The organism is Sphingomonas sp. Root720 (assembly GCF_001428605.1).
Taxonomy (GTDB): Bacteria; Pseudomonadota; Alphaproteobacteria; order Sphingomonadales; family Sphingomonadaceae; genus Rhizorhabdus.
In genome coordinates, this window is the sequence record NZ_LMID01000010.1 from 533751 (window position 1) to 560658 (window position 26908).

Genomic DNA, 26908 nt, shown 5'->3' on the forward strand with positions numbered 1-26908 from the left:
AAGGAGAGGATGTGAAACAGGACGAGCTTTACGATCGCGGACGGGCGATGCGGATGGACATGTTCGGCGAGCCCGGCGTCCGCAGCATCGACACGGCCGACGATTTCCAGGAACCGCTGCAGGACCTCGTCACGCGGCATTGCTTCGGCGACGTCTGGAGCCGCCCCGGCCTCGACGGCCGGACCCGCAGCCTGCTGACCGTGGCGATGCTGATCGGCCAGTCGCGCCCCGACCAGCTGCGCAACCATGTGAAGGGCGCGGTCGGCAACGGCGTGACCAAGGAGGAGCTGCGCGAGCTGCTGGTGCATGCTTCGCTCTATTATGGCCTACCCTCGGTCTCCGACGCCTGGCGGCACGTGCGCGAGGCCTTGCAGGAAGCCGATGCTTACTGACGCCGCCACCGCGCCGGTCTCCTCCGAAGCGCTCCACGAGGCGATCTCGCCGATCGAGGACATCGTCGAGGCCGCGCGCAACGGCCGGCCCTATATCCTGGTCGACGCCGAGGATCGCGAGAATGAGGGGGACGTGATCATCCCCGCGCAGTTCGCGACACCGGCGATGATCAACTTCATGGCGCGCCACGCGCGCGGGCTGATCTGCCTCGCGATCACGGGCGAACGCGCCCGGATCCTGCGCCTGCCGCCGATGGTGGCGGAGAACGGATCGGGCCATCGCACCGCCTTCACCGTCTCGGTCGAGGCCCGCGAGGGGGTGACCACCGGCATATCGGCGCATGATCGCGCCCACACCATCTCGGTCGCGATCGACCCGACCAAGGGCTGCGACGACCTCGTCTCGCCCGGCCATGTCTTCCCGCTGGTCGCGCGCGACGGCGGGGTGCTGGTCCGCGCCGGCCATACCGAGGCGGCGGTCGACGTGTCGCGGCTCGCCGGCATCCTGCCCGCTGGGGTGATCTGCGAGATCCTCAACGACGACGGCACGATGGCGCGGCTGCCGCAGCTCGTCGACTTCGCGCGCGAGCACGGCCTGCCGATCGGCACGATCGCCGACCTGATCAGCTATCGCCGCCGCACCGAGCGCAGCATCGTCCGGGTCCATGAGGAAGCCTTCGACAGCGTCTATGGCGAGGGCTTCCGCCTGTCGGTGTTCCGCAGCCTGATCGACGACATAGAGCATGTCGTGCTGACGCGCGGCCGGATCGAGCCCGACCGGCCGACCCTGGTCCGCATGCACCGGATGGACCTCGTCTCCGACCTGCTCGGCCCGCCGACCGACCGGCGCGCATATGTCCAGCGGGCGCTGGGACGGATCGGCGCGCATGACGGCCCCGGGGTGATGGTGTTCATCCGCGATCCGTCGACCAGCGCGGTCTCCGACCGGCGGACCAACGCGGCGCTGCCGACCCGCGACCAGCGCATCCGCGACTATGGCGTCGGCGCGCAGATCCTGCTCGATCTCGGCGTGCGCGACCTGGTCCTGCTGACCGACAGCGAGGCGCGCCTCTCGGGCATCGAAGGCTATGGCCTGCGCATCAAGGGAAGGGAAGGACTGGGAGATGGGTGAAGCCCTGACGGCCGCGCTGGCGGCCCGGAGCCTGAAGGAGCAGATGGAGATCGGCCTGCGCCGGCTCGGCAAACCGGTGGCGGTTATCACCTGCTGGGACGGCGAGCGCCGCTGGGCGAAGACCGCGACCTCGGTCACCGACCTGAGCATGGACCCGCCGTCGCTGCTGATCTGCATCGACCGGCAGGCGGGGGTCTACGCCCCGATCACCCGAGGCGCCAATTTCTGCGTCAACATCCTCCACGCCGACCAGCTCGCCATATCCGAGCAGTGCGGCGGCGAGGAGCGCGGCGAGGGCCGCTTCCGCGAGGGACGCTGGGACTCGGCCGCCTGCGGCACGCCCTATCTGCGCGGTTGCGAGGCGAGCTTCGTCTGCGAATATCAGACCCACATGGACCACGGCACCGGCGCCATCATCATCGGTGCGGTGAGCGAGGTGCAGATCGGCACGGGCGAGGTCGATCCGCTGATCTATGTCGACGGCCATTACGCGCACCCCGCCACGGATCTCTGAGCGGCGGCCGAAGGGAAAGACGAATGGACGATACCGAAGTCCTGCTCGAACAGATCGAACATGCCTGCCGCCGGATGAAGATGGCGCAGTCGACCTTCGGGCGGCTGGCGGTCAACGACGGCAAGCTCGTCGCGCGGCTCCAGCAGGGCGGCCGCGTGACGGTGCAGACGGTCGAGCGGGTCCACCGCTTCATCGAGGAACAGGGCGGCACCACCGCCGAGGCGCTGCGCTCGGGGATCAAGGGGCTGCGCGCCGGGCTGCGGCCCGAACATGCTTTCCGCTTCTACGACAACCGCCAGAAATATCTGATGTTCGTCAACACGACGACCGAGAAGCAGATCATCGCCGACCGCGCGGTTCAGGAGCTGTGCGAGACCCAGCCGAGCCCGCCCGCGATCCGGCTGCTCGACGGCGGCGCGGGCGACGGCACCGCGCTCGCCCGGATGCTGCGCGGGCTGCACCGGCGCCATCCCTGGGTGCCTTTCTACGTCGTCGCCAAGGAGATCAGCATGGAGAATATCCGGCTGACCCTGGAGAAGATGCCCGACCGGCTGCGCGAGCATTCGGCGACCGTGCTCGTCCTTACCAACCTCAAATATGCCGAGACGCCGCTGCTCCAGCCCGAGGACCCGGCGACGGCGAGCAAGATGATGTGGCACGAGGTCGCGCTCGACGGCACGTCGGCGGGCGAGTTCGAGGAGCAGATCACCGCGCTCGAGCCCTTCCTCCAGAAATATTGGCAGACGACGATCGGATCGAGCGGCAACCCGCTCTACAAGACTCCGACGGTGCTGGTGCTCTATCGCAAGGATCATGGCTTCATGCTCGATCCGATCGTGCCCCGGCGCGGCTACGCCAAGGCCGATTTCGACTTCGTGCTGGCGTCGCAGCCCTACCGCGCGAGCGCGCCGCTCGACTTCAAGACCTCGCGGGTGATCACCCCGCTGGTCCGCGCGCTCCGCCCGAACGGCACGCTTATGGGCATCCACAGCCATGGCGACGACCCCGGCATGGAGATCATCAACAGCATCTGGCCCGACGAGAACCCGTTCCATACCGGCGGCGAGGCGATCATGCGGCAGGTCGCCGAGGAGTTGGGGCGCGATGCCCGCGACTATCATTTCCACGATATGCCGGGTGAAGAGGGGCTGTTCCGCTACGACGTCCGCACCCTGCCGACCGAGATCAGCGAGGGCATGCCGATCGGCAGTTCGACCCTGTTCGCGGCGTGGAACGCGGCCAGCTACGTCGCCCAGATCAACGACGACCGGCTCGCCGGCGCGCTGTCGAACGACCATTATCTGGAAGCGACGCGCGATGTGCTGCAGCGCCGCGGCGGCCTGTGGTTCAACGACGAGGTCTACATGATCTCGCGCCGGGCGCGGTTGCATTGAGGATGGTTCGCGTGAAACGTCGTCCCGGCGAAGACCGGCATGACGCAGAGGGGCTGGCCGGCGCACATGCAGAGGATCGAGCGATGACGACGACCGACACCGAAACGACCACGGGCCCGGCCTGCCCCTTCTGCGGCGCGGCGTGGAGCGCGGCGATGCTGGAGCAATATGATCGCTTCACGACCGCATCAAGCTGCGCCTGCTGCGCGGGAGAGACCCATCCCGATCCTTCGCCGGCGGTTCAGCACCCGCCCGAGGACATCAGCTGCACCGCCTGCGGGCGGGCCATCTATCGCGCGATGCCCGCCGCCACGCGCTGACCCTTTCGAAAGACCGCATAATCCATGAAGACCGCTCCTTTCCCGATCGTCGACGGCCAGATCCACCAGCCCTCGCCGCCGCTGCCGGTCGGCGACGACCTGTCCGACAGCGCTAAACTGCTGATCAACGTCGAGATCGCGCGCGAAGCGATGGACAGCGTCGGGGTCGACGCGGCGCTGGTGGTCGCGGCGCTGCCCTATATCGACGCCTGCGTCGCCCGCTATCCCGATCGCTTCATCGGGGTCGAGACCTTCGCCGCGACCGGGGCCGACCTCGCCGCCGCGGTCGAGCGGGCGCGGGGCGATGCGCGGCTGGTCGCCGGCCGGCTGCTCGTCACCGACTTCCGCACCACCGAATTGTCGCCCGGCTTCACCTCGGGCGGCATGGACGCCGGGTTCGCGGCGGCCGAGCGGGTGGGACTGCCGCTGTTCCTGTCGACCCATGGCCAGGCAGCGGCGATGCGCCCGCTGATCGAGAAGCATCCCGGCCTGACCGTGATCATCGACCATCTCGGCGTCAGCCAGCACCCGGTCTCGCCGGCGCGCGACGACCCGTGGGACCGGCTCGACGGACTGCTCTCCCTCGCCGACCTGCCCAATGTCCACGTCAAGCTGTGCGGCATCCCGCTGCTGTCGGACGAGGCCTATCCCTTCGCCGACACCTGGCCGAACCTGCACCGCGTGATCGCCGCCTTCGGCGCCGACCGGCTGCTCTGGGCGAGCGACTATACGCGACTGCGCCTCGCCGATGCGCGCGGGCCGAACCGCAACCGCGGCTGCCTCTACAGCGAGAGCCGCGACATGCTGCTGCACAGCGCGGAGATCGACGAGGCGGCCAAGGCCGCGATCTTCGGCGGCACCGTGAAACGCGTCCTGGGCTGGGCCCCGCCGGCCGCCTGATCCGCTCCCGCATTATCAGCCAGGCGAATATTCCTTTACAAATCCCGTTCAACATGGCAGCAAGGCTGTTATCAGCTAAGCTGTCATTATATGCAACGGAGAGGGATAGTCACCGGCCATGCCGATCGAACGGCTCCATGCGGCGCTCGACGCCATCGTCCCACCCGGCTGCGACTCGGAAGAACTGGGCCGCGGCTTCGGCGGACCGACCGGTCCGGCCGAAGGACCGGTCTGGATCGCAGACGGCGGCCATCTGCTGTTCAGCGACATCCACAATAGCCGCCGCATGCGCTGGGACCGGCAAGCCGGGATCAGCGTCGACAAGGAAGACACGAAGAACGGCAACGGCCAGACCCTCGACCGCGAGGGCCGACTGGTCGTTTGCCACCATTTCAGCCGCTGCGTCGACCGCGAGGAGAAGGACGGCAGCATCACCGTCATCGCCGACAAATATCGCGGGCTGAAGCTCAACCGGCCCAACGACGTCGTCGTGAAGTCGGACGGCGCGATCTACTTCACCGATCCGCCGCCCAAGGTGCCGTTCACGCCGGTCGAGCATCCGCCCGAACTGGACGTCGCCGGCGTCTACCGCGTGTCGCCCGACCTGCAGCGGATCAACATGGTCGTCCGCGACCTGATCAACCCCAACGGCCTGTGCTTCTCGCCCGACGAGAAGATCCTCTACGTCAACGACAGCAACCGGCACCGCATGCTGATCATGGCCTATGACGTCGAGGCCGACGGCATGCTCGACCTCGGCAGCGCCCGGCTGTTCTGCGACATGCGCGGCGACGACCGTCCCGGCGGCCCCGACGGCATGAAGGTCGACGTCGAGGGCAATGTCTATTGCACCGGGCCCGGCGGCGTCTGGATCATGGATCGCGAAGGCCGGCATCTCGGCACGATCCTGATCGAGGGCCGCGCCTCCAACCTCAACTGGGGCGATGCCGACTGGCGCACGCTCTACTTCACCGGCGCGCGCAGCCTCCACCGCATCCGCCTCTCCATAGCGGGCATCCCGGTCCCCCGGGGCGCGCTCTAGCTTTCCGAAAAGGACAGACCATGCAGTTCGGACTTTTCTACGAACATCAGTCCCCCGCTCCGTTCAGCGCGGAGAAGGATCGCCAGACCTTCCACAATGCTTTGACCGAGCTCGAGCTGGCCGACAAGCTGGGCTACGACTATGCCTGGCTCGTCGAGCATCATTTCCTCGAGGAATATTCGCACAGCTCGGCGCCCGAGGTGTTCCTCGGCGCGCTGACCCAGCGCACCAAGCGGATGCGGCTTGGCCACGGCATCGCGGTGATGCCGCCGAAGATCAACCATCCGGCCCGCGTCGCCGAGCGCATCGCCACGCTCGACCTGCTGTCCAACGGCCGGATCGAATGGGGCACCGGCGAGAGCGGCACGGCGATGGAGCTCGAAGGCTTCGGCGTCGACCCCGACGACAAGAAGGAGATGTGGCGCGAGGCGACCGAGCAGTGCGCCAACATGCTCACGATGAATCCCTATCCGGGCTATGAGGGCGAGCATTTCTCGATGCCGACCCGCAACATCGTTCCCAAGCCGCTGCAGACGCCGCACCCGCCGCTGTGGGTCGCCTGCTCGCGCCGCGACACCATCCTCCACGCCGCGCGCAACGGCATGGGCGCGCTGGTGTTCGGCTTCGCCGCGCCCGAACAGGCGGGCAAGTGGGTCCAGGAATATTACGACATCATCCGCTCGGACGAATGCGTGCCGATCGGTCATGCGGTGAACGCCAATTTCGCCATCGTAACCGCGCTGTCGGTGAACAACGACGAGCAGGAGGCGATCCGCCGCGGATCGCAGGGCTTCAAATATTTCGGCTATTCGCTCGGCTTCTATGCCGCCTTCGGCAAGGGCAAGCCCGGCCACTCGACCGTCTGGGACAATTTCCTGAAGGCCGAGGCGTCGATCGAGGACAATCACGGCAATGGCGGCATCGGCACGCCCGAGCAGGTCTATGAACACTGCAAGGCCTATGCCGACGTCGGGGTCGACCAGATCATCTTCGTCCAGCAGACCGGCCCGGCCAATCACGAGCATATCTGCGAATCGCTGGAGCTGTTCGCCACCACCGCGATGCCGCGCCTGAAGGAGGGCGAGGAGGAGCGGCTGGCGAAGAAGCAGGCCGAGCTCGCGCCCTATATCGAGCAGGCGCTGGCCCGCAAGCCGCGCATGGCCGAGCTCACGGTCGAGGAGATCGAGGAGGTTCGCAGCTTCGGCCTGCGCCGCAAGGATGCCGGCAGCTTCGTCAACGTCCGCTCGGATCGTGGCGGCGGCGTCGCGGTGGTCGCCGAGGACCCGATGGCGCCCGTCGCCGACGATCCCGAGCGCAAGTCGGCCTGACCGGTCAGGCGGACGGAGCGAAGAGCTGGTCGAAGCCGCCCGCCTTTATGAAGCCCGCGAGCATCCGGTAATAGCCGGCGATCGCGACCAGCTCGGTGGCCCCGGTGCGGCCGAGCCGCTCAACCGCGGCGGCCAGCTCCGCGGGGCCCGCTTCTCCGGCCAGGGCGAGCGCGCGGCACAGCGCGATCACGATCGCAGCCAGTTCCCCCGCCGCCATCGGCGGGGCATCGGGCAGGGTCGCGGCGATCACGTCCTCCGCGACACCCGCGGCCCGCGCGATCGGGGCGTGGTAATTCCATTCATAGCCGCAGCGGATCGCTCCGGCGGTGGCGAGGATCGCGATCTCGCGCAGCGCGTCCGGCAGGGCCGACGAGAAGCGGATCACCGCGCCGACATTCTGGATCGCCTCGGCCAGCAACGGCGCGTCGAGCATCGCCAGGAAGGGACTGGGCACCGCGCCGCGCGGGCCCGCGGCGATCAGGTCGGCGACCCGCCTCTGCTCGGCGGTCGCACCGTCGAGCCCGGCAGACAGGCCGATCGGCGGCGCGTGCGTCGGATCAGGCATTCGCATCAACTCCCTTCGAACGATATTATACAATGGCGAATCAGATCGGCCATGGCCAGCCCCGGATCGAGAGGATGAAGGACAGCTTGCTGCAATCGCTGGGCTATATGGGGGTCGAGACCTGCCGGGCGGACGAATGGGCATCTTTCGCCACGGACCTGCTCGGCATGCAGATAGCCGATCGCGGCGATCGCGGCTTTACTTTGCGCACCGATGCGCGCGCGGCACGCCTGCTCGTCGACAGCGGAACGCAGGAACGGGTCGCCTTCATCGGCTGGGAAGTCACCGATGCCGGCGCGCTGGCCGCCCTCGCCGTCCGCCTGTCCGACGCCGGCCATGCGGTGGCCCCCGGTCCGGCCGACCTGATCGAGCGGCGGCAGGTCGCGGACCTGCTGATCGCGCATGATCCGCTGGGCAACCGGCTCGAATTCTTCCACGGCGCGGCGGAGGGTGCGACCGCCTTCGTGCCCGGCCGCGCGATCAGCGGCTTCCGCACCGGGCCGCTGGGCCTGGGCCATGTCGTATTGACGGCGCGCTCGGTCGAGGCGGTGATCCCCTTCTACACCGACCTGCTCGGCTTCCGCCTGAGCGATTATGCGCTGCGCCCCTTCCCTGCCTGGTTCTTCCACCTCAACAGCCGCCACCACAGCTTCGCGGTGATCGGCACGGGCGTCGACGGCTTCCACCACCTTATGGTCGAGCTCGATGCGCTCGACGATGTCGGCCAGGCCTATGACCTCGCCCAGCTCGAGGAGGAACGGATCGGCGTGACGCTGGGGCGGCACAGCAACGACCATATGACCTCCTTCTACGCGCGCTCTCCATCGGGCTTCATGATCGAATATGGCTGGGGCGGCCGCTCGATCGACCCCGAGCGCTGGGAGCCGTTCGAGTGCGATTTCGGACCGAGCTTCTGGGGCCATGAGCGCGACTGGCTCGGCTCCGAGAAGCGCGCCGAGGCGCGGCAGCTGCGGCTCGCCGCGGCGGCGGCGGGGCGGCGGGCGCCCGATTTCGTGCGCGGCGACGACTGACGACGGGGAGACGACCATGAAATTGCAGAGCTTCGAACGTGACGGCCGCCCCGGCTGGGGCATCGCCGAGGGTGACGGCATCCGCGACATGACCGATAGGTTGCCGGGCATCGGATCGCTGCGCGACCTGTTGCGGCAGGATGCGCTCGAAGCCGCCCGCGCGGCCGCGCCGTCGGCCCCGCTGATCGCCGCCGATGCCGTCCGGCTGCTGCCGGTCATCCCCGATCCGGTCAAGATCCTGTGCTGCGGGCTCAACTATCACGAGCACCGCATCGAATCGCACAGTCCCGAAGTCGGCCATCCGACCCTGTTCGTGCGCTTCGCCGACAGCCAGATCGGCCATGGCGCGGCGATCGAGCATCCGGCGGAGACGCGCAAGCTCGACTATGAGGCCGAGCTGGCGGTCGTGATCGGCACCGGCGGGCGGCGCATATCGCGCGACGCCGCGATGGACCATGTCGCGGGCTATGCCTGCTACAACGACGTCAGCGTCCGCGACTGGCAGAAGCACACCACCCAGATGACGCCGGGCAAGAATTTCCCGGCCACCGGCCCCTTCGGCCCCTGGCTGGTGACCCGCGACGAGATCGCAGACCTTGCCCCGTTGCGGATCCGCTGCCGCGTCAACGGCACGGTGATGCAGGATGCCCATCTCGGCGACATGATCTTCGACGTGCCGCGCCTGATCGAATATATCTCGACCTTCACGCCGCTGTCGCCCGGCGACGTGATCCTGACGGGCACCCCCGGCGGCGTCGGCTTCCGCCGCGACCCGCAGCTCTTCCTGAAGCCCGGCGACCGGGTGGAGGTGGAGATCGAGAAGGTCGGGCTGCTGGTCAACCCGGTGGTGCAGGGCTGATCCCCCACGCCCCGTTCGTGCCGAGCCGGCTATTCGGCCGCCGCCGCGACGGGCGCGCCCAGGCGCACGGAAATCCCCTCGGCCGCCTCGATGAGCAGCTTCGACAGCTCCTCCTGCTTCTCGTCGCGCATATATTCGGCCGGGCCGAGCAGGGTGAGCGCGGCGGCGATCTGGTGGCTATAGTCGAAGATCGGGGCCGAGACGCCCGCGAAATTGCGGTGCAGCATCCCGACCGTCGACGCGAAGCCCTTGGCGCGGACCTCGGCGAGCTGCGCGGCCACCTCGGCCTTGGCGGGGCGCTTGGCCGGCTTGCGCGCGCCTTCGAACGCCGCCTGGGCGCCCAGCGCCTTCTCGGTCTCCGCCTCGGGCAGGTGGGCGAGGAAGACCAGGCCGGTGGCTGTGCTGGTCAGCGGCAGGATATAGCCGAGCCGGACCGAGAACGCCCCCTGCAGCGATCCGTCGGCCTTGGCGACGATGCACGGCCCGCGGTCGCCCCAGAGCGACAGGTAGATCGCGCAGTCGGTGCGGTCGCGCAGATCGCTGATCACGTCCGAGGCGAGTTCGACCACGTCGAGCTGGCGGACCGCGGCGAGGCCGAGCTGGATCGCGAAGGAGCCGAGCCCGTAGTGACCGGTCTTCGGATCCTGATAGGCCATCGCCTCGCGCACGAAGCTGACCAGGTACAGATGGACCTTGCTCGGCGGCATGCCCGCGCGGCCCGCAATCTCGCGCAGCGGCAGCGGCCCTTCGGCCATGCGCAGCACGCGCAGCACCCGGAAGCCGACCTCGATCGACTGGACGCGCCTGCGGGATTGCTCGGTATCGCCCGTCGCTGCCTGCACCATCTGCCCTGCTTTCCTGTTGCGAAGCCTTCCTGCTCCGCGCCCCGCGGTCTGTCCACCCCAGTCATCGCGGGGGTCCGCCGGGCGGTCGCGTCGCAGCTTTGCGAATGTATGATATTGACGAACACCGTTCGTCATGATTATGGCTGGGACAAATAGGAAGGGTGCTCGCGTTCATGAAAAATCTGGGGATCGGGATCGTCGGCGGCGGGATCGGGGGACTGACCGCCGCTCTGGCGCTGCTACGCCGGGGCCTCGACGTTTCCGTCTACGAGCAGGCGCCCGAGCTTCAGGAGGTGGGCGCCGGCCTGCAGATCAGCCCGAACGGCGTGCGGGTGCTCGCCGCGCTCGGCATCGAGAAGGAGCTGATGGAGATCAGCTTTGAACCGCAGGGCAAGGAAATCCGCCTGTGGAACACCGGCGATACGTGGAAGCTGTTCGACCTGGGCGTCGAATCGGTCGCGCGCTACGGCTTCCCCTACATCACCGTCCACCGCAACGACCTGCACCAGCTGCTGCTGAAGGCGGTGCTGCGGATCAAGCCGGATGCGGTCCATCTCGACCATCGCTTCGTGTCGGTCGAGCGCAACGACAGCAAGGTGACGCTGGCGTTCGCCGGCCAGCCCCCGGCCACCTTCGACGTCGTGATCGGTGCCGACGGCGTCCATTCGAAGATGCGCGAGCTGCTGTTCGGATCGGGCCCGGTCCAGTTCACCGGCATCGTCGCGTGGCGCGGCGTGATCCCGATCGAGCTGCTGCCGCCCGAGCTGGTCAAGCCGGTCGGCGTCAACTGGGTCGGCCCGGGCGGGCATGTGATCCACTATCCGATCCGCGGCGGCGAGCTGATGAACTTCACCAGCGTCGTCGAGCGCGAGGACTGGCAGGTCGAATCCTGGTCAACCGCCGGCAGCAACGCCGAATATCACGCCGACTATCCGGGCTGGCACCCGCAGGTCCACGCCTATATCGAGGCGATTCCGCAGCCCTTCAAACAGGCGCTGATCGCGCGCCCGCCGATGCAGGAGTGGGTCGCGGGCCGCATCGCGCTGCTCGGCGACGCCTGCCACCCGTCGCTGCCTTTCCTCGCACAGGGGGCGGTGATGGCGCTGGAGGATGCCTGCATCCTGGGCCGCGCCTTCGAGGAGTTCGACACCGTCGAAGAGGCGCTCGAACGCTATCAGCGCATGCGCATCCCGCGCACGACCCGCGCGGTCAACGGCGCCTATGCCAATGTCGAACGCTTCCACAATCCGGCCCTGGCCGAGCCTGCGGGCGCGCAGGTCTATGTCGACACCCAATGGGCGGCCGACAAGGTGGTCGAGCGCTACGAATGGCTGTTCCGCTACGACGCGACCAGCGTGCCGCTCGACGACGACAAGGTCGTCGCGGTCTGACGACGCCCCCTAGAGATTGGCCGAGAGATTCCATCATGCCGGACAGCCGGACCAAGACCCACTGGACACGCACGCCGCTGATCGTCTCGTTCGCGGACAATCCCGCGTTCAACGAGACCTATGGCTTCGCCGGCAATTCGGGCCATGTGAACCTGGAGGGTCAGCTGCTGCGCGACCCCGCCTCCACGTCGCGCACCGTCTATGTCTTCATGCACCCGACATCGGTGCTGCACCTGCTGCCGATGCCGACCGCGCTGGCCGATGCCGGGCTCGACGTGCTGTGCGCCGCCAGCCGCTATCCGCGCAACGACAGCGCGCTGATCTTCGAGAAGGTCGCGATCGACCTCGGCATGTGGATCGCCCATGCCCGCGAGGCGCTGGGCTATGAGAAGGTCGTGCTGGTCGGCTGGTCGGGCGGCGGATCGCTGTCGCTCTTCTACCAGGCCCAGGCCGAGAACCCCGACATCACCGAGACCCCGGCGGGCGACCCCGTCGACCTGACCCGGGCGGGGCTCCAGCCCGCCGACGGGGTGATCTTCATCGCCGCGCACCTGTCGCGCGCCGAGACGATGACCGAATGGCTCGATCCGTCGGTGATCGACGAGCTCGATCCCGACCGTCGCGATCCGGAGTTCGACATCTACGCCCCCGATTGTCCGCACCAGCCGCCCTATGACGCAGCGTTCGTCGCGCGCTTCCGCGCCGCGCAGGTCGCCCGCAACCGGCGCATCACGGCATGGGCGCAGGAGACGCTGGCCCGGCTGCGCAGCATCGACTCGCCCGAGCAGGAACGCGCGTTCGTCGTCCATCGGACGATGTGCGACGTGCGCTGGTTCGACCCGGCGATCGACCCGTCCGACCGTCGGGTGGGCTGGACCTATATGGGCGACCCGCGCGCGGTGAACGTCGGCCCGGTGGGGCTCGCACGCTACACCACGCTGCGCTCCTGGCTCAGCCAGTGGAGCTACGACCTGTCGAACGCCAGGGGGCCGATGAACGCCGCCAAGGTCCGCCGGACCCCGGTGTTGCAGATCGAGAACACCGCCGACGAGGCGGTGCCCGCGACGCACAACCCCGCGATCCGCGATGCGCTGGCCACCCCCGACAAGGAATATGTCAGCCTGAAGGGCGCCACCCATTATTATCTCGGCCAGCCCGAGCTGCTCGCCCGCTGCATCGACACGGTGATCGGCTGGAGCCGCCGCAAGGGCCTGCTCGAACCATGACCCGCCTGCCCTGACATGGCGAGCGACCGGGCGACCGCCACGGCCCTGGCCGATCTGGTCGGCGCTATCGGCACCGACGGCTTCGCCGCGCGCTTCCTCGATGCGCTGAACGCGCTGGCCGAGGTCGACCTCTGCTCGGTGTTCGTGCGCGGGCGGCGCCAGCCGCTGCGCCTGCTGTTCGCCGAGGGACGCCATCCGATCAACGCCGGTTTCCCGATGCGGGCCTCGCTCGATTATATCCGCACCTTCTGGCGATCCGATCGCCGGATCGCGGCCCTGGCCCGATCGGTCGGCGCGGCGCCGGTGGTGGTGCGCACCTCGGCCGCCGAGATCGCCGATCCGGCGTGGCGCGCCGCCTGCTACGAGCGCGGCGGTGTCGCCGAGCGCGTCTCGGTCGTCCGCGCGGGCAACCCCGCCTTCGTCGCCAACGGCTACCGGCTGGGCGGGAGCGCGGGCTTCACCGCCACCGATCTCGAACGGTTCGAGGCGCATTCGGCGCTGCTGATGGCGGCGGTCGAGCGCCATGCCCATGCCTGTTCGGCGGGCGGCCCGATGCTCGACGAGGCGGGGCTGGCACAGTCGCTGCTCGCGCTGCAATGCGGGCTCAGCAACCGCGAGGCCGAGATTTCGGCGGCGATGATGCTCGGCGAGACCCAGGAGGAGATCGCCAGCCGCAAGCAGCTTTCGCACGGTAGCGTGGTCACCTATCGCCGCCGTGCCTATGGCAAGCTGGGGATCGACAACCGGCGGGCGCTGCTGCGGCTGCACCGCCGGCTGCTGTCCGGCCTGCCGCCGGGCGAGGCCGCGACGGCCGAGCGCCCGATGGCCGGCCGGGACTGACGCCGGGACCGACATGGCCGGCGGCGACAAGGAAAGAGGATCGAGGATGGTGATGCGCATGAGGAAGTTCCTGATGACGGGCAGTGTCGCGCTGGCCGCCGTCTGCGTCGCCGCCACCGCCGCCGACCGCTCGCCCGCCCGGGTCGACCAGGCCCGCATGATCGCGGCCGACCGCTCGCCCGGCGAATGGATGGGCCCGGGTCGCACCTATGACGAGCAGCGCTACAGTCCGCTCGACAGGATCAGCGACGCCAATGTCGCGGGGCTCGGCCTTGCCTGGTATGCCGACCTGCCGGTCGATCGCGGGGTCGAAGCGTCGCCGATCGTGATCGACGGCGTCCTCTACAATATCGAGCCGTGGAACGTGACCACCGCCTATGACGCGAAGACCGGCAAGGAGCTTTGGCGCTTCGATCCCAAGGTCGACCGCGACAAGGGGCGACTTGCCTGCTGCGACATCGTCACCCGCGGCCTCGCCGCCTGGAAGGGCAAGATCCTGATCGCGACGCTCGACGGGCGGCTTATCGCGATCGATGCGCGGACGGGCAAGCCGGTGTGGAGCGTGAACACGCTCGAGCCCGTCTGGCCCTATACGATCACCGGCGCGCCGCGCGTGTTCGACGGCAAGGTGCTGATCGGCAATGCCGGCGCCGAGGGCGCGGCGCGGGGCTATGTCACCGCCTATGACGCCGAGACCGGCAAGCAGCTCTGGCGCTTCCACACCGTTCCCGGCGATCCCGCCAAGGGCCAGGAGAACAAGGCGCTGGAGATGGCGGCCAAGACCTGGAAGGGCGAATGGTGGAAGCGCGGCGGCGGCGGCACCGTGTGGGACTCGATCGTCTATGACCCCGCGCTCGACCTCGTCTATATCGGCGTCGGCAATGGCGGCCCCTGGGCGCAGCGCTATCGCAGCCCCGGCGGCGGCGACAATCTCTTCCTATCGTCGATCGTCGCCTTGAACGCGAAGACCGGCGCCTATGTCTGGCATTACCAGACGACGCCGGGCGACGAATGGGACTTCACCGCCACCCAGTCGATGATCCTCGCCGATCTCAGGATCGGGGGGAAGGTCCGCAAGGTGCTGATGCAGGCGCCGAAGAACGGCTTCTTCTACGTGCTCGACCGCGCGACCGGCCAGCTGATCTCGGCCGAGCCCTATGTCGCGATGAACTGGGCGAACGGGATCGACAAGGCCACCGGACGGCCCAACGTCAACCCCGAGGCGCGCTATGGCGAGGTGCCGGTGCTGCTGACCCCGGGCGCGGGCGGCGGGCACAACTGGAACCCGATGGCCTACAGCCCGAAGACCGGGCTCGCCTATTTCCCGGTGACCGAGATGTACATGGCCTATTCGGTCAATCCGGACTTCAAGCAGACCCCGGGGAACATGAGCCAGCTCGCGCTGTCGACGACGGGCTATGAGCTGACCCGCAAGGCCGGCGCCGAATATGCGGCGAACCACAACAAGACCTGGCTGACCGCCTGGGACCCGGTCGCGCAGAAGGAGCGCTGGCGCGTGCCCTATTCGCAGCGCGGCAGCGGCGGGCTGCTGGCGACGGCGGGTAACCTGGTCTTCCAGGGGACGGTCAACGGCACCTTCGCCGCCTATCGCGCCGACAGCGGCGACAAGCTGTGGGAGACGCCGGTCCAGCAGGTGCCGATCGCCGCGCCGATCACCTATATGGTCGACGGCGTCCAATATGTCGCGGTCAACGCCGGCTGGGGCGGCGGCCTCGCCCATTCGACGAGCGCCAAGGCGCTCGGCTTCCCGGTCGCGACGCCGCGCCTGCTCGTCTTCCGGCTCGGCGGCACCGCCAAGCTGCCGATGCTGGCGAATGACGGCCCGGCCCTCGTGCGTCCCGAGGATACGAAGGCCGACGCCGCGACGATCGCCCTCGGCGAGAAAGTCTATGCCGACAACTGCGCGACCTGCCATGGCGAGCAGGCGCGCGGCGGGGTGAAGGACCTGCGCCGCATGTCGCCGGAGACCCATGCCGAGTTCATGGATATCGTGATCGGCGGCAAGCGCCGCGAGAAGGGCATGGTGAGCTTCGCCGACGTCATCAGCCAGGACGACGCCAAGGCGGTCCACGCCTATCTGATCCGCCGCGCCAACCAGGACTGGGACAGCATCGTCGCGAATAAATAGGAAGCGCCCATAAGCCCCTCTCCTTCAGGGGAGGGGTGAAGAAGGGTCAACCCTCCACCTGGAACCCCGAGTCCGACTGCCGCAGCCGGATCCGCCCCGCGGCCACCGCGCCGATCCAGCGCGCGGTGCGCTCGAAGCCCCCGAACGGGAAGAGGTGGATGCCGACCGGCCCCAGCGCATCGATATCGGGCGTCTCGGCCAGGTCGCGCAGGATCGGATCGGGCGCCGCCTCGGTCAGCAGCCGGGCGATCGAAGCGCCGCGCGAGACGATCGCCCGGGCCGACGCGCCCACCCCGCAGATCCGCGCGAAGCGCATCAGGGTGCGGATGCTGGCCGGCCCGGCGATCCCGAGCCGCACCGGCACCTGGCGGTGACGCGCGCGAAACGCCCGCGTCCAGGCGAGCATCGGGTCCGAATCGAAGCAGAGCTGGGTGATCACCTCGGGCGTCAGCCCGAGCGCCTCGACGGCCGCGATCTTGGCGTCGAGCGCCGCGGCGAGATCGGCCTCGCCGACCGCCGGATGCCCTTCGGGATAGCCGCCCAGCGCGATCCGCCGCAGCGACGGATGCGCGAAGGCCGGGCTCGCGAGCAGGTCCGCGCTTGCGGTGAACGGGCCGCGCGGCTGCTTCGCATCGCCGCCGATCACCAGCAGTTGCGACACGCCGGCCTCGTCGCACAACCGCCCGATCAGCCGCCCGAGATGCGCCTCGTCCTCGATCATCCGCGCGGCGATGTGGGGCATCGGCTCCAGCCCGATCCGCCGCAGCGCGCGGGCCGCGCCGATCCGGTCGTCGTCGCCGTCGCGTGGCAGCCAGGTGATCGACACCCGCCCGCCCGGCGCGACCAGCGACGCCGCCGCCTCGATCGCCGCATCGTCGCGCGCCGAGACCTCGAAGGATGCCGTGCGGGCGAGCGCGGCGACGCGCTCGCGCACCGGCGGTCCGTCGTCGTCCCGCGCCGCCGCCGGGAGTCCGCCGGGCATCATGCCGCCCGCGCGCCGGCCTTGCGGACGATCACATAGCTCTCGTCGTTGAACCATAGCTCGCCATTCTTGCGCAGCACCTTGCGGGTCGCCTCGAGATAGGCGGGTCCGCTCATCGCCTGCGCCAGCCGGTCGTCGTCGATCTGCGCGACATAGGTGGCGGCGTTCCAGGCGGCGAGCAGGGTCGACGTGCCGATCGACGCCGTCTCGCTGTCGATCTCGTCGGGCAGGGTGTGCATCTCGTAGCGGAACAGCGCTTCGGCACTGGTCAGCGGATCGAAGCGAAAATCGTCGGCCTCGTCCCCCAACGCTTTCTTCGTCGCGTCGAGCAGTGCGTAGCGCGAGGTGGTGAAGGGGTCTTCGCCCGGCCAGACATGCTGGACGATCTCCAGCCCCGGGTCATTGCCCGCCGAATGGATGCCGAGCAGCCGGCCATTCTCGCGCAGCGCGCGGGCGAGCGGCGCCAATACCCGCTTCGCCTTGAACTCGGTCGCGGCGCTGAGGCGGAAGGGCTGGCTGGCGATGACGAGGTCGAAATCGGCCACGGGCGCATCCTGCCGGGGGATGATCTCGTCGAGCAGGAACCCGCAATCCTCGCGGTAGAGGATCAGGGTGGTCGGGGTCTCGGGGAGCAGGCTGCCGGTCTTCTCCGAGACGCGGGTACGCCAGTTGCGGGCCAGGAAGGGCTGGAGCGCGAGGATCTGGCGCTCGAACTCGGCGGTCGTGCTGCCCTTGAGCGCCACCGCTTTCCACACCATGCGCTCGCGCGCCTCGGGCTTGTTCGGCACCAGCCAGGGCGCCTCGGCATAGGAGATGTTGGTGACCGCGAGCACCGTTTCGGGATGCTCGAAGAAACGGTCGGGCATCTTGTCGAGGGTCAGGCGGACGTCCTCGAGGCTGATCTCCTTGCCCGCTATGTAGAAGGGGAAGCGCGGATAGGCCTCGTGCATCGACCGCATCACCCGCGCCAGCACGGTGCCGTCCCCCATGCCCGCATCGAAGAAGCGCACCGCCGGCGGCTCGGGCCGCAGCTTCTTGAGTTCGCGCGCGACCCGTTCGGCCACCACCCACTTCTCCGAGCAGGTGTTCACGAACATCAGATATTTCTGGCGATTGTCGTAGAAGCGGAAATCCTGTTCGGACTTCTGCGCGGCCGGGGCTTCGGTTCCTTCACCCTCGGCCTGCTTGACGATCGCAACTGCCATGGCCTGATCCTCTTCCGTTTCCGGATGGGATCGGCCCCGCGCGGCCGGGGGTAAACCACAATCGAGCCCACGGGCGAGAGTGGGACGGGCCCCACCCGCACCCTCCTTTGGACCAGGTCTACCGCGCCAGCGCGGTCCGCGCGATTTCCTCGTAGATGTCGGCGAGCGCGTAGAGATCGGGGATCGCCACCGCCTCGTCGAGCTTGTGCATCGTCGCATTGCACAGGCCGAACTCGACCACCGGGCACAGCTTCGACAGGAAGCGCGCGTCGGAGGTGCCGCCGCTGGTCGACAACTCGGGAGTCAGCCCGGTCACCTTGACGATCGCCGCCGAGATCAGCGCCGAGAAGTCGCCCGGCGGGGTGATGAAGCTCTCGCCCGAGATCACTGCCCTGACGGTCGCATCCGGGGCATGGTCGGCGACGGTGCGGCGGACGAGCTCGACGAGGTCGGCGCCGCGATGCGCGTCGTTGAAGCGGATGTTGAGCCGCGCCCGCGCCGTCGCCGGGATCAGGTTGGTCGCGCCATTGCCCACGTCGACCGTCGTGATCTCCAGGTTCGACGGCTGGAACCAGTCATTGCCGTCGTCGAGATGGAGCGCGGCCAGCGCGTCGAGCGCGCTGACCAGCGCCGGGATCGGGTTGGCCGCGAGATGCGGATAGGCGACATGGCCCTGCGTCCCGACATTCTCGATCCACATGTTGACCGAACCGCGCCGGCCGATCTTGACCATGTCGCCGAGGCGGTGGGTCGAGGTCGGCTCGCCGACCAGGCAGAGGTCGGGGCATATGCCGCTGTCCTTCATCCAGTCGATCAGCGCGACGGTGCCGAAGGTTGCTGGCCCCTCCTCGTCGCCGGTGATGATCAGGCTGATCGTGCCCGGATGATCCTCCAACCGCGCGGCGGCGGCGATGAAGGCGGCGATCGCGCCCTTCATGTCGACCGCGCCGCGCCCGTAGAGCAGGTCGCCGCGTATCTCGGGCACGAAGGGATCGCCGCTCCAGCCCTCGCCCGGCGGCACGACGTCGCTATGCCCCGCAAAGGCGAAATGCGGCCCGCCTTGCCCCCGGATCGCGAACAGATTCTCGACCGGCCCGTCGGGCGCCTCGCCGGCGGCGAAGCGGTGGACGGCGAAGCCGATCGACTCCAGCGCGCCGGCGATCACGGCCATCGCCCCCGCATCGGCCGGGGTCACGCTCGGGCAGGCGATCAGGCGCCGGGCAAGGTCGAGGGGGTCGATTGCGTTCATTCTTTCGCCCGCCTAGCCTCCTCTTCGGCCAAAGCAAAGCTCGGAGCGACACCCTTGCCCAAGATCGACCTCGCCGCGATCCCGCAGACCAATGCCACCGGCTATCCGCCCGAATATGCCGATGTCGTGCGGGGCCGCTGGTACCGCCGCCTCGCACCCGCCGGCGGCCTGGCCGACTATGGCGTCAGCCATGTCACCCTGAAGCCCGGCGGCTGGTCCGCGCAACGCCACTGGCATGAGGGGGAGGACGAGTTCGTCGTGATGCTGTCGGGCCATGCCGTGCTGGTCGACGATGCGGGCCGCACGCCGATGGGGCCCGGCGACTGCGCGGCCTTCCCCAAGAACGACGGCAACGGCCATTGCCTGGTCAACGAGAGCGACGCCGACTGTTCCTATATCGCGGTCGGCCGCCCGGCGCAGAGCGACTGCCACTATCCCGACATCGACATGCACCTCGACGCGACGAGGGGACGGCAGGTGCGCAAGGACGGTTCGGAGTTCTGACGGGCGGCAGGCTGTTGCTGGAGAATCTCCATTTCCTCCGGCGTCACGCCAGCGAAGGCTGGGGTCCATGTCTCTCATCAGCCGGAGGCTGACCAATTATCCTCAACCCGGCGAAAGCCGGGATCTCCCTGCCTTTTCCCAGCGTCCGAGAAGAAGGGGAGATCCTGCCTTCGCCAGAAGGACGGACGGGCCTACGCCTGCTCCGCCGCGCGCTCGAACTTCTCGATCACCCAGCTTTCGCCCGCGGCGCCCCGGCTCCAGTCGACCATGAAGGGATGCGCCCAGACCGCCTCGCAATAGTCCGAGGCGAGCGCGGGCAGCGGGATCGAATAGGTGCGGAAGCGGCTGACGACGGGGGCGAACATGATGTCGACCGCACCGAACGCGCCGAACAGATAGTCGCCGTCCCGGCCGAAGCGCTCCTTCGCCTGGTCCCACAGCGAGGCGATGCGCTGTACGTCGGCGGCGACCTCGGGGGTCAGCGGCTCGGGCGGATAGACGTGGCGCAGGTTCATCGTGTGCTGCGAGCGGAGCGCGGTGTAGCCCGCGTGCATCTCCGACGCCATCGACCGGGCCAGCGCGCGGGCGGCATCGTCGGCGGGCCAATAGCGGTCGCGGCCCACCTTGTCGGCCAGATAGTCGATGATCGCCAGGCTTTCCCACACAGCATTGTCGCCGTCCCAGACGATCGGGACCTTGCCATTGGACGGCGCGAAGACCGGCGACTCGCGCAGCGCGGGCCAGGCGTCGTCGTACAGCGACACGACCTCCTCCTCGAACGGGAGCCCCGACTGCCGCACCGCCAGCCAGCCGCGCAACGACCAGCTCGAATAGACCTTGTTGCCGATGAAGATCCTAAGCGTCATGGCTACACTCCCGAAGTGGATGGGCCGCCTTTAGACGAGGCGTCGGGTCGCTTCCACCCAGAAGCGCGGGCCGCCACGCCGTCCACACCCCCTACATCCATCGACGTCACCCCAGCGAAGGCTGGGGTCTCCGGAGAGAGGAGGGAAGCTCGGGGCAGGAATCGCCCGGGAACCCGGCCCTCGCTGGGTGACGGGAGGCAGGGAAATGCCATCGGGGCAGAGGCCCCGCCCCGGATCAGGAGCGGATCGCGTCGAGGATGGCCGCGCGCAGCTCGGCGATGCCCATGTCCTTCTCGCTCGACGTCACGAGCAGCTTGGGATGGGCGGCGACATGCTTGCGCGCCTCGGCATCGGTTTCGGCGGTCACGGCGGCGAGTTCGCTGGCCTTGATCTTGTCGGCCTTGGTCAGGACGACATGATAGGTCACCGCCGCTTTGTCGAGCATCTCCATGATCTCGCGGTCGACGTCCTTGATGCCGTGGCGGGCGTCGATCAGCACCAGCGCGCGGCGCAGCACCACGCGGCCGCGCAGATAGTCGTTCACGACATGGCGCCATTTGCGGACGACGTCCTTGGGCGCCTTGGCGAAGCCGTAGCCCGGCATGTCGACGAGACGCATCACCGGGATGCCGCCCTCTTCGGCCGCGCCGACGTCGAAGAAGTTGAGCTCCTGCGTCCGTCCCGGCGTGTTCGAGGTGCGAGCGAGGCCGACCCGGTTGGTGAGCCGGTTGAGCAGCGACGACTTGCCGACGTTCGAACGGCCGGCGAAGGCGACCTCGGGCACGACCGGATCGGGCAGGAAACGCAGGTCGGGCGCCGATTTCAGGAACGCGACCGGGCCCGCGAACAGCTTGCGCGCGGGCTCGATCAGCTCCTCGGTGCCGTCGTCGCTCACTTCTTCTTCGCGACCACGGTGGTGGCCGAGGCCGGAACCGGCTCGACCGGATGCTGGCGGTAGAGCCACATCTGCTGCCCGATCGTCAGGAAGTTCGAGGTGATCCAGTAGATCAGCAGGCCGGCCGCGAACGGCGCCATGATGAACATCATGATCCACGGCATCAGCGCGAACACCTGCTTCTGCGCGTCGTCCATCGGCTGCGGGTTGAGCTTGAACTGCAGCCACATCGAGATGCCGAGCAGGATCGCCAGCAGGCCGATGCCGAGGAAGGCCGGCGGTGTGAAATCGAGCAGCCCGAACAGGTTCAGGACATGCAGCGGATCGGGCGCCGACAGGTCGCGGATCCACAGGACGAACGGCTGGTGCCGCATCTCGATCGTCACCATCAGCACCTTGTAGAGCGCGTAGAAGACCGGGATCTGGACGAGAATCGGCAGGCAGCCTGCCAACGGATTGACCTTCTCCTCCTGGTAAAGCTTGAGCAGCTCCTGCTGGAGGCGCGGCTTGTCGTCCTTGTGGCGCTCCTGCAGCTCCTTCATCTTCGGCTGGACGCGGCGCATGCCGGCCATCGATCGGAACTGCTTCTGCGCGATCGGGAACATCAGGCCACGCACCATGAAGGTCAGGATGATGATCGCGACGCCGAAATTGCCGACCAGCCTGAACACCTGGTCGAGCACCCAGAAGATCGGCTTTTCGAGCACGCGGAACCAGCCCCAGTCGATCGCGCGGCTGAACATCGGCACGCCGAGCGCATTCTCGTAGCGGTCGAGCAGCGTGACCTCCTTGGCGCCGGCGAAGAAGCGCTGCGAGACCGAGCCGGCCTTGCCCGGCGCGATCATCAGCGGACGGCCGCTCTCGACCGCCTGGTAGACCTGCGGCGCGGTGGACAGGAAGCCGGCGTCGACCGGCGCCTTGGCGTCGGGGACCAGCGCGGTCAGCCAATATTTGTCGCCGAAGCCCAGCCAGCCGCCGGTGCTGGCGAAACGGACGCCGGGCTGGCCGGCCTCGTCGAGCTTCTTGAAGCTGAGGTCGTAATTGGCCGCGTCGTTGAACACGCCGATCGGACCGGTGTGGAGCGTCCAGGTCGACGGGTCCTTCGAGACGCCGTCCTTCGAGATCAGGCCGTAGGGCCGCGCCGCGACGGTGCCCGTGCCGCTGTTGATCAGCTTCTGGGTGATCGTGAACATATAGTCGCGGTCGACTGCGATGACGGTTTCGAACCGCTGGCCGCGGGTGTTGGCCCAGCTCAGCGTCAGCGGCCTGTCAGGGGTCAGCGCGGCGCCGTTCGCGGTCCAGACGGTGTTCGGGCCCGGCGCGTCGATACCGTCGCCGGTCCAGCCGAAGCCGGCATAATAGGCTTCGGGCGAACCGAGCGGCGACAGCAGGCGGATCGGCGGGGCGTTCTTAGCGACGGTCTCGCGATAGGCCTTGAGCACCAGATCGTCGATCCGGGCACCCTTCAGGTTGATCGAGCCGGCGAGCTTGGGCGTATCGATCGCGATGCGCGGGGTCTCGCGCAGCACCAGCGCCCGGGCGCGAATCGCCTTGGGGCCATCCGCGGCCGGATCGGCTCCGGGCTGGGGAAGAACCTTCTCCTTGCCGCCCTCGATCTTCGTGACCGGCGGTCTGGCGGGCGGGAAGAACCGGTCGCCAAGAAACTGCCATCCGAACAGAACGAGCGCCGACAGGACGATCGCGAGGATCATGTTGCGCTGGTTTTGCACCAAAAACTCCCGGAATTCCTTAGGTGACGCAGATGGTGATCAGGGCACCGGATCGAGGCCGGAGCCACCCCAGGGGTGGCAACGGCAGATCCGGCGGAGTCCCAGCCAACCGCCTTTGAGCGCGCCATAGCGCGATACGGCCTCGATCGTATAGGCCGAACAGCTCGGTACATAGCGACAAGTGGGGGGAAGAACCAGCGACGGGCCCATTTGCCAGGCCCTGGCGAGGAGGATGATCAGCCGCGCGATCATCGCTCGATCTTGCCGAGCGCCTTGGCCAGCTCGGTGCGGAGCTGCCCGAAGTCGCGTTCGACCCCACCGGCGCGACCGATCAGCACATGATCGGCGCCGGCGATTCCCGCGGTCGGAAACAGCTCCCGCGCAAGCGCGCGGAAACGCCGCTTCATGCGGTTGCGGACGACCGCGTTGCCGATCTTCTTCGTGACGGTGATACCGAGGCGCATGACCGGATCGTCATCGCCCCGTGGCCGGACGAGCAGCACAAAGCCGGGCATGGGCGCCCGCTTGCCGCCATTGGCCGCGAGGAAATCCGCGCGGCGCTCGAGCACCGCGTAGGGAGTCCCGGTCAGGCCGACAGCTTCTTGCGGCCGCGCGCGCGGCGGGCCGCCAGCACCTTGCGGCCACCCGGGGTGGCGCTGCGCGAACGGAAGCCGTGGCGCCGCTTGCGGACCAGGTTGCTCGGCTGGAAAGTGCGCTTCATTGTCTTTGCCTCAAATCAAAACAAAAGGGGCCGCCGAACAATGCGGCAGCCACATATCAGGGGCGCGCTTAGGGAAAAGGGCCGGACGAGTCAATCGCCGGTCACGGTTTTCCTTACCGCTTTCGAGCGCGCGGAGCGCCTCGCGACGCTGCACGACCCGGCCGGCACCGTGGCGATCCTCGACGGCGGCCCGCACACCCTGCCACGAGGAAAAGGCCTCGCGCAACACCGCGCGCTCCGCCTCGGTCGGGCCGATCGCCTCGGCCGCCCGCCGGAAATCGTTTCGGGTGATGGCTCCTTTTCGTTTCACAGGCGTTCGGAGCGGCGACGAGAATCTTTCGAGGAGATCGATATGCGCCGCTCCACCATCTGTGCGCTCCTGCTACTGCCCGCGCTCAGTGCCTGCGGATCGAAGACCGACGACCGGGTGAAGGCGCTCGAGGACCGGCTCGCCAAGGTCGAGCAGACCGTCGGCGCGCATCGGGCCATCACCCTGAAGCCCGGCGCCAACGGCTACAGCATGATCGACAGCGACATGGGCCGGATCGCCGTCGCGATCGCCAATATCGAGCCTTATGCCAACGGATCGCGGGTAACCCTCGACTTCGGCAATCCGACCGCCGCGCGGCTGAGCGGGGTAAAGGCCAGGATCGAATGGGGCTCGAACGACGCCAAGGGTCTGCCGATGGCGGCCACCAACGCGCAGTCGACGACCTTCACCGCACCCGAGCCGCTGCCGCCCGGCAGCTGGAAGCAGTTCCCGGTCGATCTCGGCGGGGTGCCGCCGACCCAGCTCGGCTGGGTGCGCATATCGACCTTCGACAGCGGTACCGTCGACCTGATCAGCCAGTAGGCCGCCGACAGGGAGCGATCTCCCCTCGACATCGTTGCGCCCCCGCCGTTAGAACAGTCCACGAACATCGGGGGCTGGTTGATGGTTTCGCACGTCGCGACGGTCGCGTTTCTCGGGCTGGAGGCCCGAGCCGTCGAGGTGCAGGTGCAGATCGCCCCGGGCATGCCCGCCTTCGTCATCGTCGGCCTGCCCGACAAGGCGGTGGCCGAGAGCCGCGAACGCGTCCGCGCCGCGCTGTCGGCGATCGGGCTGGCGCTGCCGCCGAAGCGGATCACGGTGAACCTGTCCCCCGCCGACCTGCCCAAGGAAGGATCGCATTACGACCTGCCGATCGCGATGGGCCTGCTCGGCGCGATGGGGGTGATCGATGCGGAGACGCTGGCGGCCTATGTCGTGGTCGGCGAACTCGGCCTCGACGGACGGGTCGCGCCCGCGCCCGGCGTGCTGCTCGCCGCGCTCCATGCATCCGAACGCGATCTCGGGCTGGTCTGCCCGGCGGCCCAGGGCTCCGAGGCGGCCTGGGCCGGCACGATCGAGGTGATCGGCGCGCCCGGCCTGCTCGCGCTGATCGGCCATTTCAAGGGCGGCGCGCCGCTGGCCCCGCCGCAACCCGGCAGCGCGGAGCCGGCGGTGCCGATCGCGGACCTTCGCCAGGTCAAGGGGCAGGAGACTGCCAAGCGCGCGCTGGAGATCGCCGCGGCCGGCGGGCACAACCTGCTGATGAGCGGCCCGCCCGGCGCGGGCAAGTCGCTGATGGCATCGTGCCTGCCCGGTATCCTGCCCGACCTGTCGCCGTCGGAGGCGCTCGAAGTCTCGATGGTCGCCTCGGTCGCGGGCGAATTGCAGGACGGACGGCTGATCCGCGCCCGCCCCTTCCGCGCGCCGCACCATTCGGCCTCGATGGCGGCGCTGGTCGGCGGCGGATTGAAGGTGCGACCGGGCGAGGTCAGCCTCGCCCATCTCGGCGTGCTGTTCCTCGACGAACTGCCCGAGTTCCAGCGCGCCGTGCTCGATTCGCTGCGCCAGCCGCTGGAGACCGGCAAGGTCTCGGTCGCGCGTGCCAACGCCCATGTCACCTTCCCCGCGCGGGTCCAGCTCGTCGCCGCGATGAACCCGTGCCGCTGCGGCCATCTCGGCGACGCCGCGCTCGCCTGCTCGCGCGCGCCGAAATGCGCGATCGATTATCAGACCAAGCTCTCGGGCCCGCTGCTCGACCGGATCGACCTCCATGTCGAGGTGGCCGCGGTCAGCGCCGCCGACCTCGTCCTGCCGCCACCCGCCGAAGGGTCTGCGGAGGTCGCCGCCCGCGTCGCCGCCGCCCGAACGATTCAGACCGACCGTTATGCCGCCCATGGCGCCCGCACCAACGCTGAAGCCGACGGCGAGCTTCTCGACCGGGTCGCGGCGCCCGACGATGCGGGCCGCAAGCTGCTGGCGCAGGCCGCCGAAGCGATGCGCCTGTCGGCCCGCGGCTATCACCGCGTCTTGAAGGTCAGCCGGACGGTGGCCGATCTCGCCGGATCGGACAGCGTGCAACGCGTCCATATCGCGGAAGCGTTGAGCTATCGGCGGCGCGCGCCGACCAGCTAGAAGCTGCCCCAGCTCGTGAAGCTGTCGGGCAGGATACGGCGCAGTTCGAAGATGCATGGCACGGTCAGCACCAGCGCGAGGATCACGTCGAACACCCGGATCGGCACCACCCGGTTACCCCGGCCGCGATTGCCGGCGATATCCTGCAGGGTGATCCACAGGATCGATCCGCCGCACAGGCTGGCGACCGCGAGCGCCGCGATGAAGGGAAGCTCGAGCAGGTGGGGCCAGACCCCATAGGCCGGCCAGAGCGCGGCCGCGATGAGGCCCGCCACGGTGCCGATGCCGGCGGCGCGTTGGATCGTCCAGCTTTTGAGAAAGGTCATCGGCACAGGATGCGCAGCGGGCCCGCGCCCCGTCAACCGGCTGCCGCAGGGCCGGGGCG

Annotated in this window: 30 protein-coding genes; 17 read left to right on the plus strand and 13 right to left on the minus strand. The window is 68.6% G+C overall.

Annotation, left to right across the window (positions count from 1 at the left end):
• Nucleotides 1–11 precede the first annotated feature (11 nt).
• The 8 genes from ASE22_RS09845 (at nt 12) to ASE22_RS09880 (ending at nt 7022) form a co-directional block, all read left to right on the plus strand.
• Nucleotides 12–392 carry a carboxymuconolactone decarboxylase family protein gene (locus ASE22_RS09845; protein WP_200933280.1) on the plus strand — a complete coding sequence of 127 codons (381 nt, stop codon included), beginning with the start codon at nt 12–14 and terminating at the stop codon, nt 390–392.
• Entirely contained in the window at nt 382–1524 is a 1143-nt protein-coding gene (ribB, locus tag ASE22_RS09850; RefSeq protein WP_056358154.1) for a 3,4-dihydroxy-2-butanone-4-phosphate synthase, read from the plus strand. Before ASE22_RS09845 ends, ribB begins: the two co-directional genes overlap by 11 nt.
• Nucleotides 1517–2038 (plus strand): flavin reductase family protein, encoded by a 522-nt coding sequence (locus ASE22_RS09855; protein WP_056358157.1) that lies wholly within the window; start codon nt 1517–1519, stop codon nt 2036–2038. The genes ribB and ASE22_RS09855 overlap by 8 nt, the downstream gene beginning before the upstream one ends.
• Nucleotides 2039–2061: 23 nt before the next feature.
• Complete coding sequence (locus tag ASE22_RS09860; protein ID WP_056358160.1) at nt 2062–3432, plus strand: hypothetical protein; 1371 nt, start codon at nt 2062–2064, stop codon at nt 3430–3432.
• 83 nt (nt 3433–3515) lie between these two features.
• The gene (locus ASE22_RS09865; RefSeq protein ID WP_056358163.1) at nt 3516–3752 is read left to right on the plus strand and encodes a hypothetical protein; all 237 of its coding nucleotides are present in this window, start codon (nt 3516–3518) and stop codon (nt 3750–3752) included.
• A gap of 24 nt (nt 3753–3776) precedes the next feature.
• Nucleotides 3777–4652 (plus strand): amidohydrolase family protein, encoded by an 876-nt coding sequence (locus tag ASE22_RS09870; protein WP_056358165.1) that lies wholly within the window; start codon nt 3777–3779, stop codon nt 4650–4652.
• Nucleotides 4653–4770: 118 nt separating this feature from the next.
• Nucleotides 4771–5694, plus strand: a complete 924-nt coding sequence (locus ASE22_RS09875; protein WP_056358168.1) for an SMP-30/gluconolactonase/LRE family protein — start codon at nt 4771–4773, stop codon at nt 5692–5694.
• A gap of 20 nt (nt 5695–5714) precedes the next feature.
• Complete coding sequence (locus tag ASE22_RS09880) at nt 5715–7022, plus strand: LLM class flavin-dependent oxidoreductase (RefSeq protein WP_082545809.1); 1308 nt, start codon at nt 5715–5717, stop codon at nt 7020–7022.
• Between the two features lie 4 nt (nt 7023–7026).
• Here ASE22_RS09880 and ASE22_RS09885 read toward each other — a convergent pair whose 3' ends face one another.
• Nucleotides 7027–7587, minus strand: a complete 561-nt coding sequence (locus tag ASE22_RS09885) for a carboxymuconolactone decarboxylase family protein (RefSeq protein ID WP_056358172.1) — start codon at nt 7585–7587, stop codon at nt 7027–7029.
• 32 nt (nt 7588–7619) lie between these two features.
• Between ASE22_RS09885 and ASE22_RS09890 the strand changes: the two genes are divergently transcribed.
• Both ASE22_RS09890 and ASE22_RS09895 read left to right on the plus strand, forming a co-directional pair.
• Nucleotides 7620–8618, plus strand: a complete 999-nt coding sequence (locus tag ASE22_RS09890; RefSeq protein WP_200933278.1) for a VOC family protein — start codon at nt 7620–7622, stop codon at nt 8616–8618.
• Nucleotides 8619–8634: 16 nt separating this feature from the next.
• A complete protein-coding gene (locus ASE22_RS09895; protein ID WP_056358175.1) occupies nt 8635–9477 on the plus strand; it encodes a fumarylacetoacetate hydrolase family protein in 843 nt (280 codons plus the stop codon).
• A 29-nt stretch (nt 9478–9506) separates the two neighbouring features.
• On the opposite strand, the gene ASE22_RS09900 is transcribed toward ASE22_RS09895, so the two are convergent.
• Nucleotides 9507–10322, minus strand: a complete 816-nt coding sequence (locus tag ASE22_RS09900; protein ID WP_056358178.1) for an IclR family transcriptional regulator — start codon at nt 10320–10322, stop codon at nt 9507–9509.
• A gap of 173 nt (nt 10323–10495) precedes the next feature.
• On the opposite strand from ASE22_RS09900, the gene ASE22_RS09905 reads away from it, so the two are divergent.
• The 4 genes from ASE22_RS09905 to ASE22_RS09920 are packed head-to-tail and all read left to right on the plus strand — an operon-like array spanning nt 10496 to nt 15928.
• Entirely contained in the window at nt 10496–11713 is a 1218-nt protein-coding gene (locus ASE22_RS09905) for an FAD-dependent monooxygenase (RefSeq protein WP_156397491.1), read from the plus strand.
• Nucleotides 11714–11748: 35 nt separating this feature from the next.
• A complete protein-coding gene (locus ASE22_RS09910; protein WP_056358181.1) occupies nt 11749–12939 on the plus strand; it encodes an alpha/beta hydrolase in 1191 nt (396 codons plus the stop codon).
• Nucleotides 12940–12954: 15 nt separating this feature from the next.
• Nucleotides 12955–13779, plus strand: a complete 825-nt coding sequence (locus ASE22_RS09915) for a helix-turn-helix transcriptional regulator (protein WP_056358185.1) — start codon at nt 12955–12957, stop codon at nt 13777–13779.
• A 58-nt stretch (nt 13780–13837) separates the two neighbouring features.
• Nucleotides 13838–15928: a PQQ-dependent dehydrogenase, methanol/ethanol family gene (locus tag ASE22_RS09920; protein ID WP_235537519.1), complete on the plus strand. Its 2091-nt coding sequence runs from the start codon at nt 13838–13840 to the stop codon at nt 15926–15928.
• 46 nt (nt 15929–15974) lie between these two features.
• Here ASE22_RS09920 and ASE22_RS09925 read toward each other — a convergent pair whose 3' ends face one another.
• The 3 genes from ASE22_RS09925 to dapE form a co-directional block, all read right to left on the minus strand.
• A complete protein-coding gene (locus ASE22_RS09925; protein ID WP_162257091.1) occupies nt 15975–16910 on the minus strand; it encodes a methylenetetrahydrofolate reductase in 936 nt (311 codons plus the stop codon).
• Nucleotides 16910–18115: a hypothetical protein gene (locus ASE22_RS09930; protein ID WP_056358188.1), complete on the minus strand. Its 1206-nt coding sequence runs from the start codon at nt 18113–18115 to the stop codon at nt 16910–16912. Before ASE22_RS09930 ends, ASE22_RS09925 begins: the two co-directional genes overlap by 1 nt.
• A 118-nt stretch (nt 18116–18233) precedes the next feature.
• On the minus strand, nt 18234–19364 hold the full coding sequence (gene dapE, locus ASE22_RS09935; protein ID WP_056358191.1) for a succinyl-diaminopimelate desuccinylase: 1131 nt from the start codon (nt 19362–19364) through the stop codon (nt 18234–18236).
• 54 nt (nt 19365–19418) lie between these two features.
• On the opposite strand from dapE, the gene ASE22_RS09940 reads away from it, so the two are divergent.
• Nucleotides 19419–19868, plus strand: coding sequence for a cupin domain-containing protein (locus ASE22_RS09940; RefSeq protein ID WP_056358195.1), 450 nt, complete (start codon nt 19419–19421; stop codon nt 19866–19868).
• A gap of 191 nt (nt 19869–20059) precedes the next feature.
• On the opposite strand, the gene ASE22_RS09945 is transcribed toward ASE22_RS09940, so the two are convergent.
• The 7 genes from ASE22_RS09945 to ASE22_RS26755 form a co-directional block, all read right to left on the minus strand.
• On the minus strand, nt 20060–20734 hold the full coding sequence (locus tag ASE22_RS09945) for a glutathione S-transferase (protein ID WP_056358199.1): 675 nt from the start codon (nt 20732–20734) through the stop codon (nt 20060–20062).
• Nucleotides 20735–20969: 235 nt separating this feature from the next.
• A complete protein-coding gene (gene yihA / locus ASE22_RS09950) occupies nt 20970–21629 on the minus strand; it encodes a ribosome biogenesis GTP-binding protein YihA/YsxC (protein WP_056358202.1) in 660 nt (219 codons plus the stop codon).
• Nucleotides 21626–23359: a membrane protein insertase YidC gene (gene yidC / locus ASE22_RS09955; protein WP_056358797.1), complete on the minus strand. Its 1734-nt coding sequence runs from the start codon at nt 23357–23359 to the stop codon at nt 21626–21628. Before yidC ends, yihA begins: the two co-directional genes overlap by 4 nt.
• Nucleotides 23360–23398: 39 nt before the next feature.
• Entirely contained in the window at nt 23399–23611 is a 213-nt protein-coding gene (yidD, locus tag ASE22_RS09960) for a membrane protein insertion efficiency factor YidD (protein WP_056358205.1), read from the minus strand.
• The gene (gene rnpA, locus ASE22_RS09965) at nt 23608–23928 is read right to left on the minus strand and encodes a ribonuclease P protein component (RefSeq protein WP_056358206.1); all 321 of its coding nucleotides are present in this window, start codon (nt 23926–23928) and stop codon (nt 23608–23610) included. The genes yidD and rnpA overlap by 4 nt, the downstream gene beginning before the upstream one ends.
• Nucleotides 23929–23945: 17 nt before the next feature.
• On the minus strand, nt 23946–24080 hold the full coding sequence (gene rpmH, locus ASE22_RS09970; protein WP_012049799.1) for a 50S ribosomal protein L34: 135 nt from the start codon (nt 24078–24080) through the stop codon (nt 23946–23948).
• A 10-nt stretch (nt 24081–24090) separates the two neighbouring features.
• Nucleotides 24091–24390 (minus strand): hypothetical protein, encoded by a 300-nt coding sequence (locus ASE22_RS26755; protein WP_156397489.1) that lies wholly within the window; start codon nt 24388–24390, stop codon nt 24091–24093.
• Between the two features lie 42 nt (nt 24391–24432).
• Here ASE22_RS26755 and ASE22_RS09975 point away from each other — a divergent pair, with 42 nt between their 5' ends.
• Together ASE22_RS09975 and ASE22_RS09980 are read left to right on the plus strand one after the other, a co-directional pair.
• Nucleotides 24433–24933 (plus strand): DUF3251 domain-containing protein, encoded by a 501-nt coding sequence (locus ASE22_RS09975; protein ID WP_056358801.1) that lies wholly within the window; start codon nt 24433–24435, stop codon nt 24931–24933.
• A gap of 81 nt (nt 24934–25014) precedes the next feature.
• Nucleotides 25015–26523, plus strand: coding sequence for a YifB family Mg chelatase-like AAA ATPase (locus ASE22_RS09980; protein WP_056358209.1), 1509 nt, complete (start codon nt 25015–25017; stop codon nt 26521–26523).
• Here ASE22_RS09980 and ASE22_RS09985 read toward each other — a convergent pair.
• Entirely contained in the window at nt 26520–26849 is a 330-nt protein-coding gene (locus ASE22_RS09985; protein ID WP_056358211.1) for a hypothetical protein, read from the minus strand. The two genes, ASE22_RS09980 and ASE22_RS09985, sit on opposite strands and share 4 nt — an antisense overlap.
• Nucleotides 26850–26908: the final 59 nt, after the last annotated feature.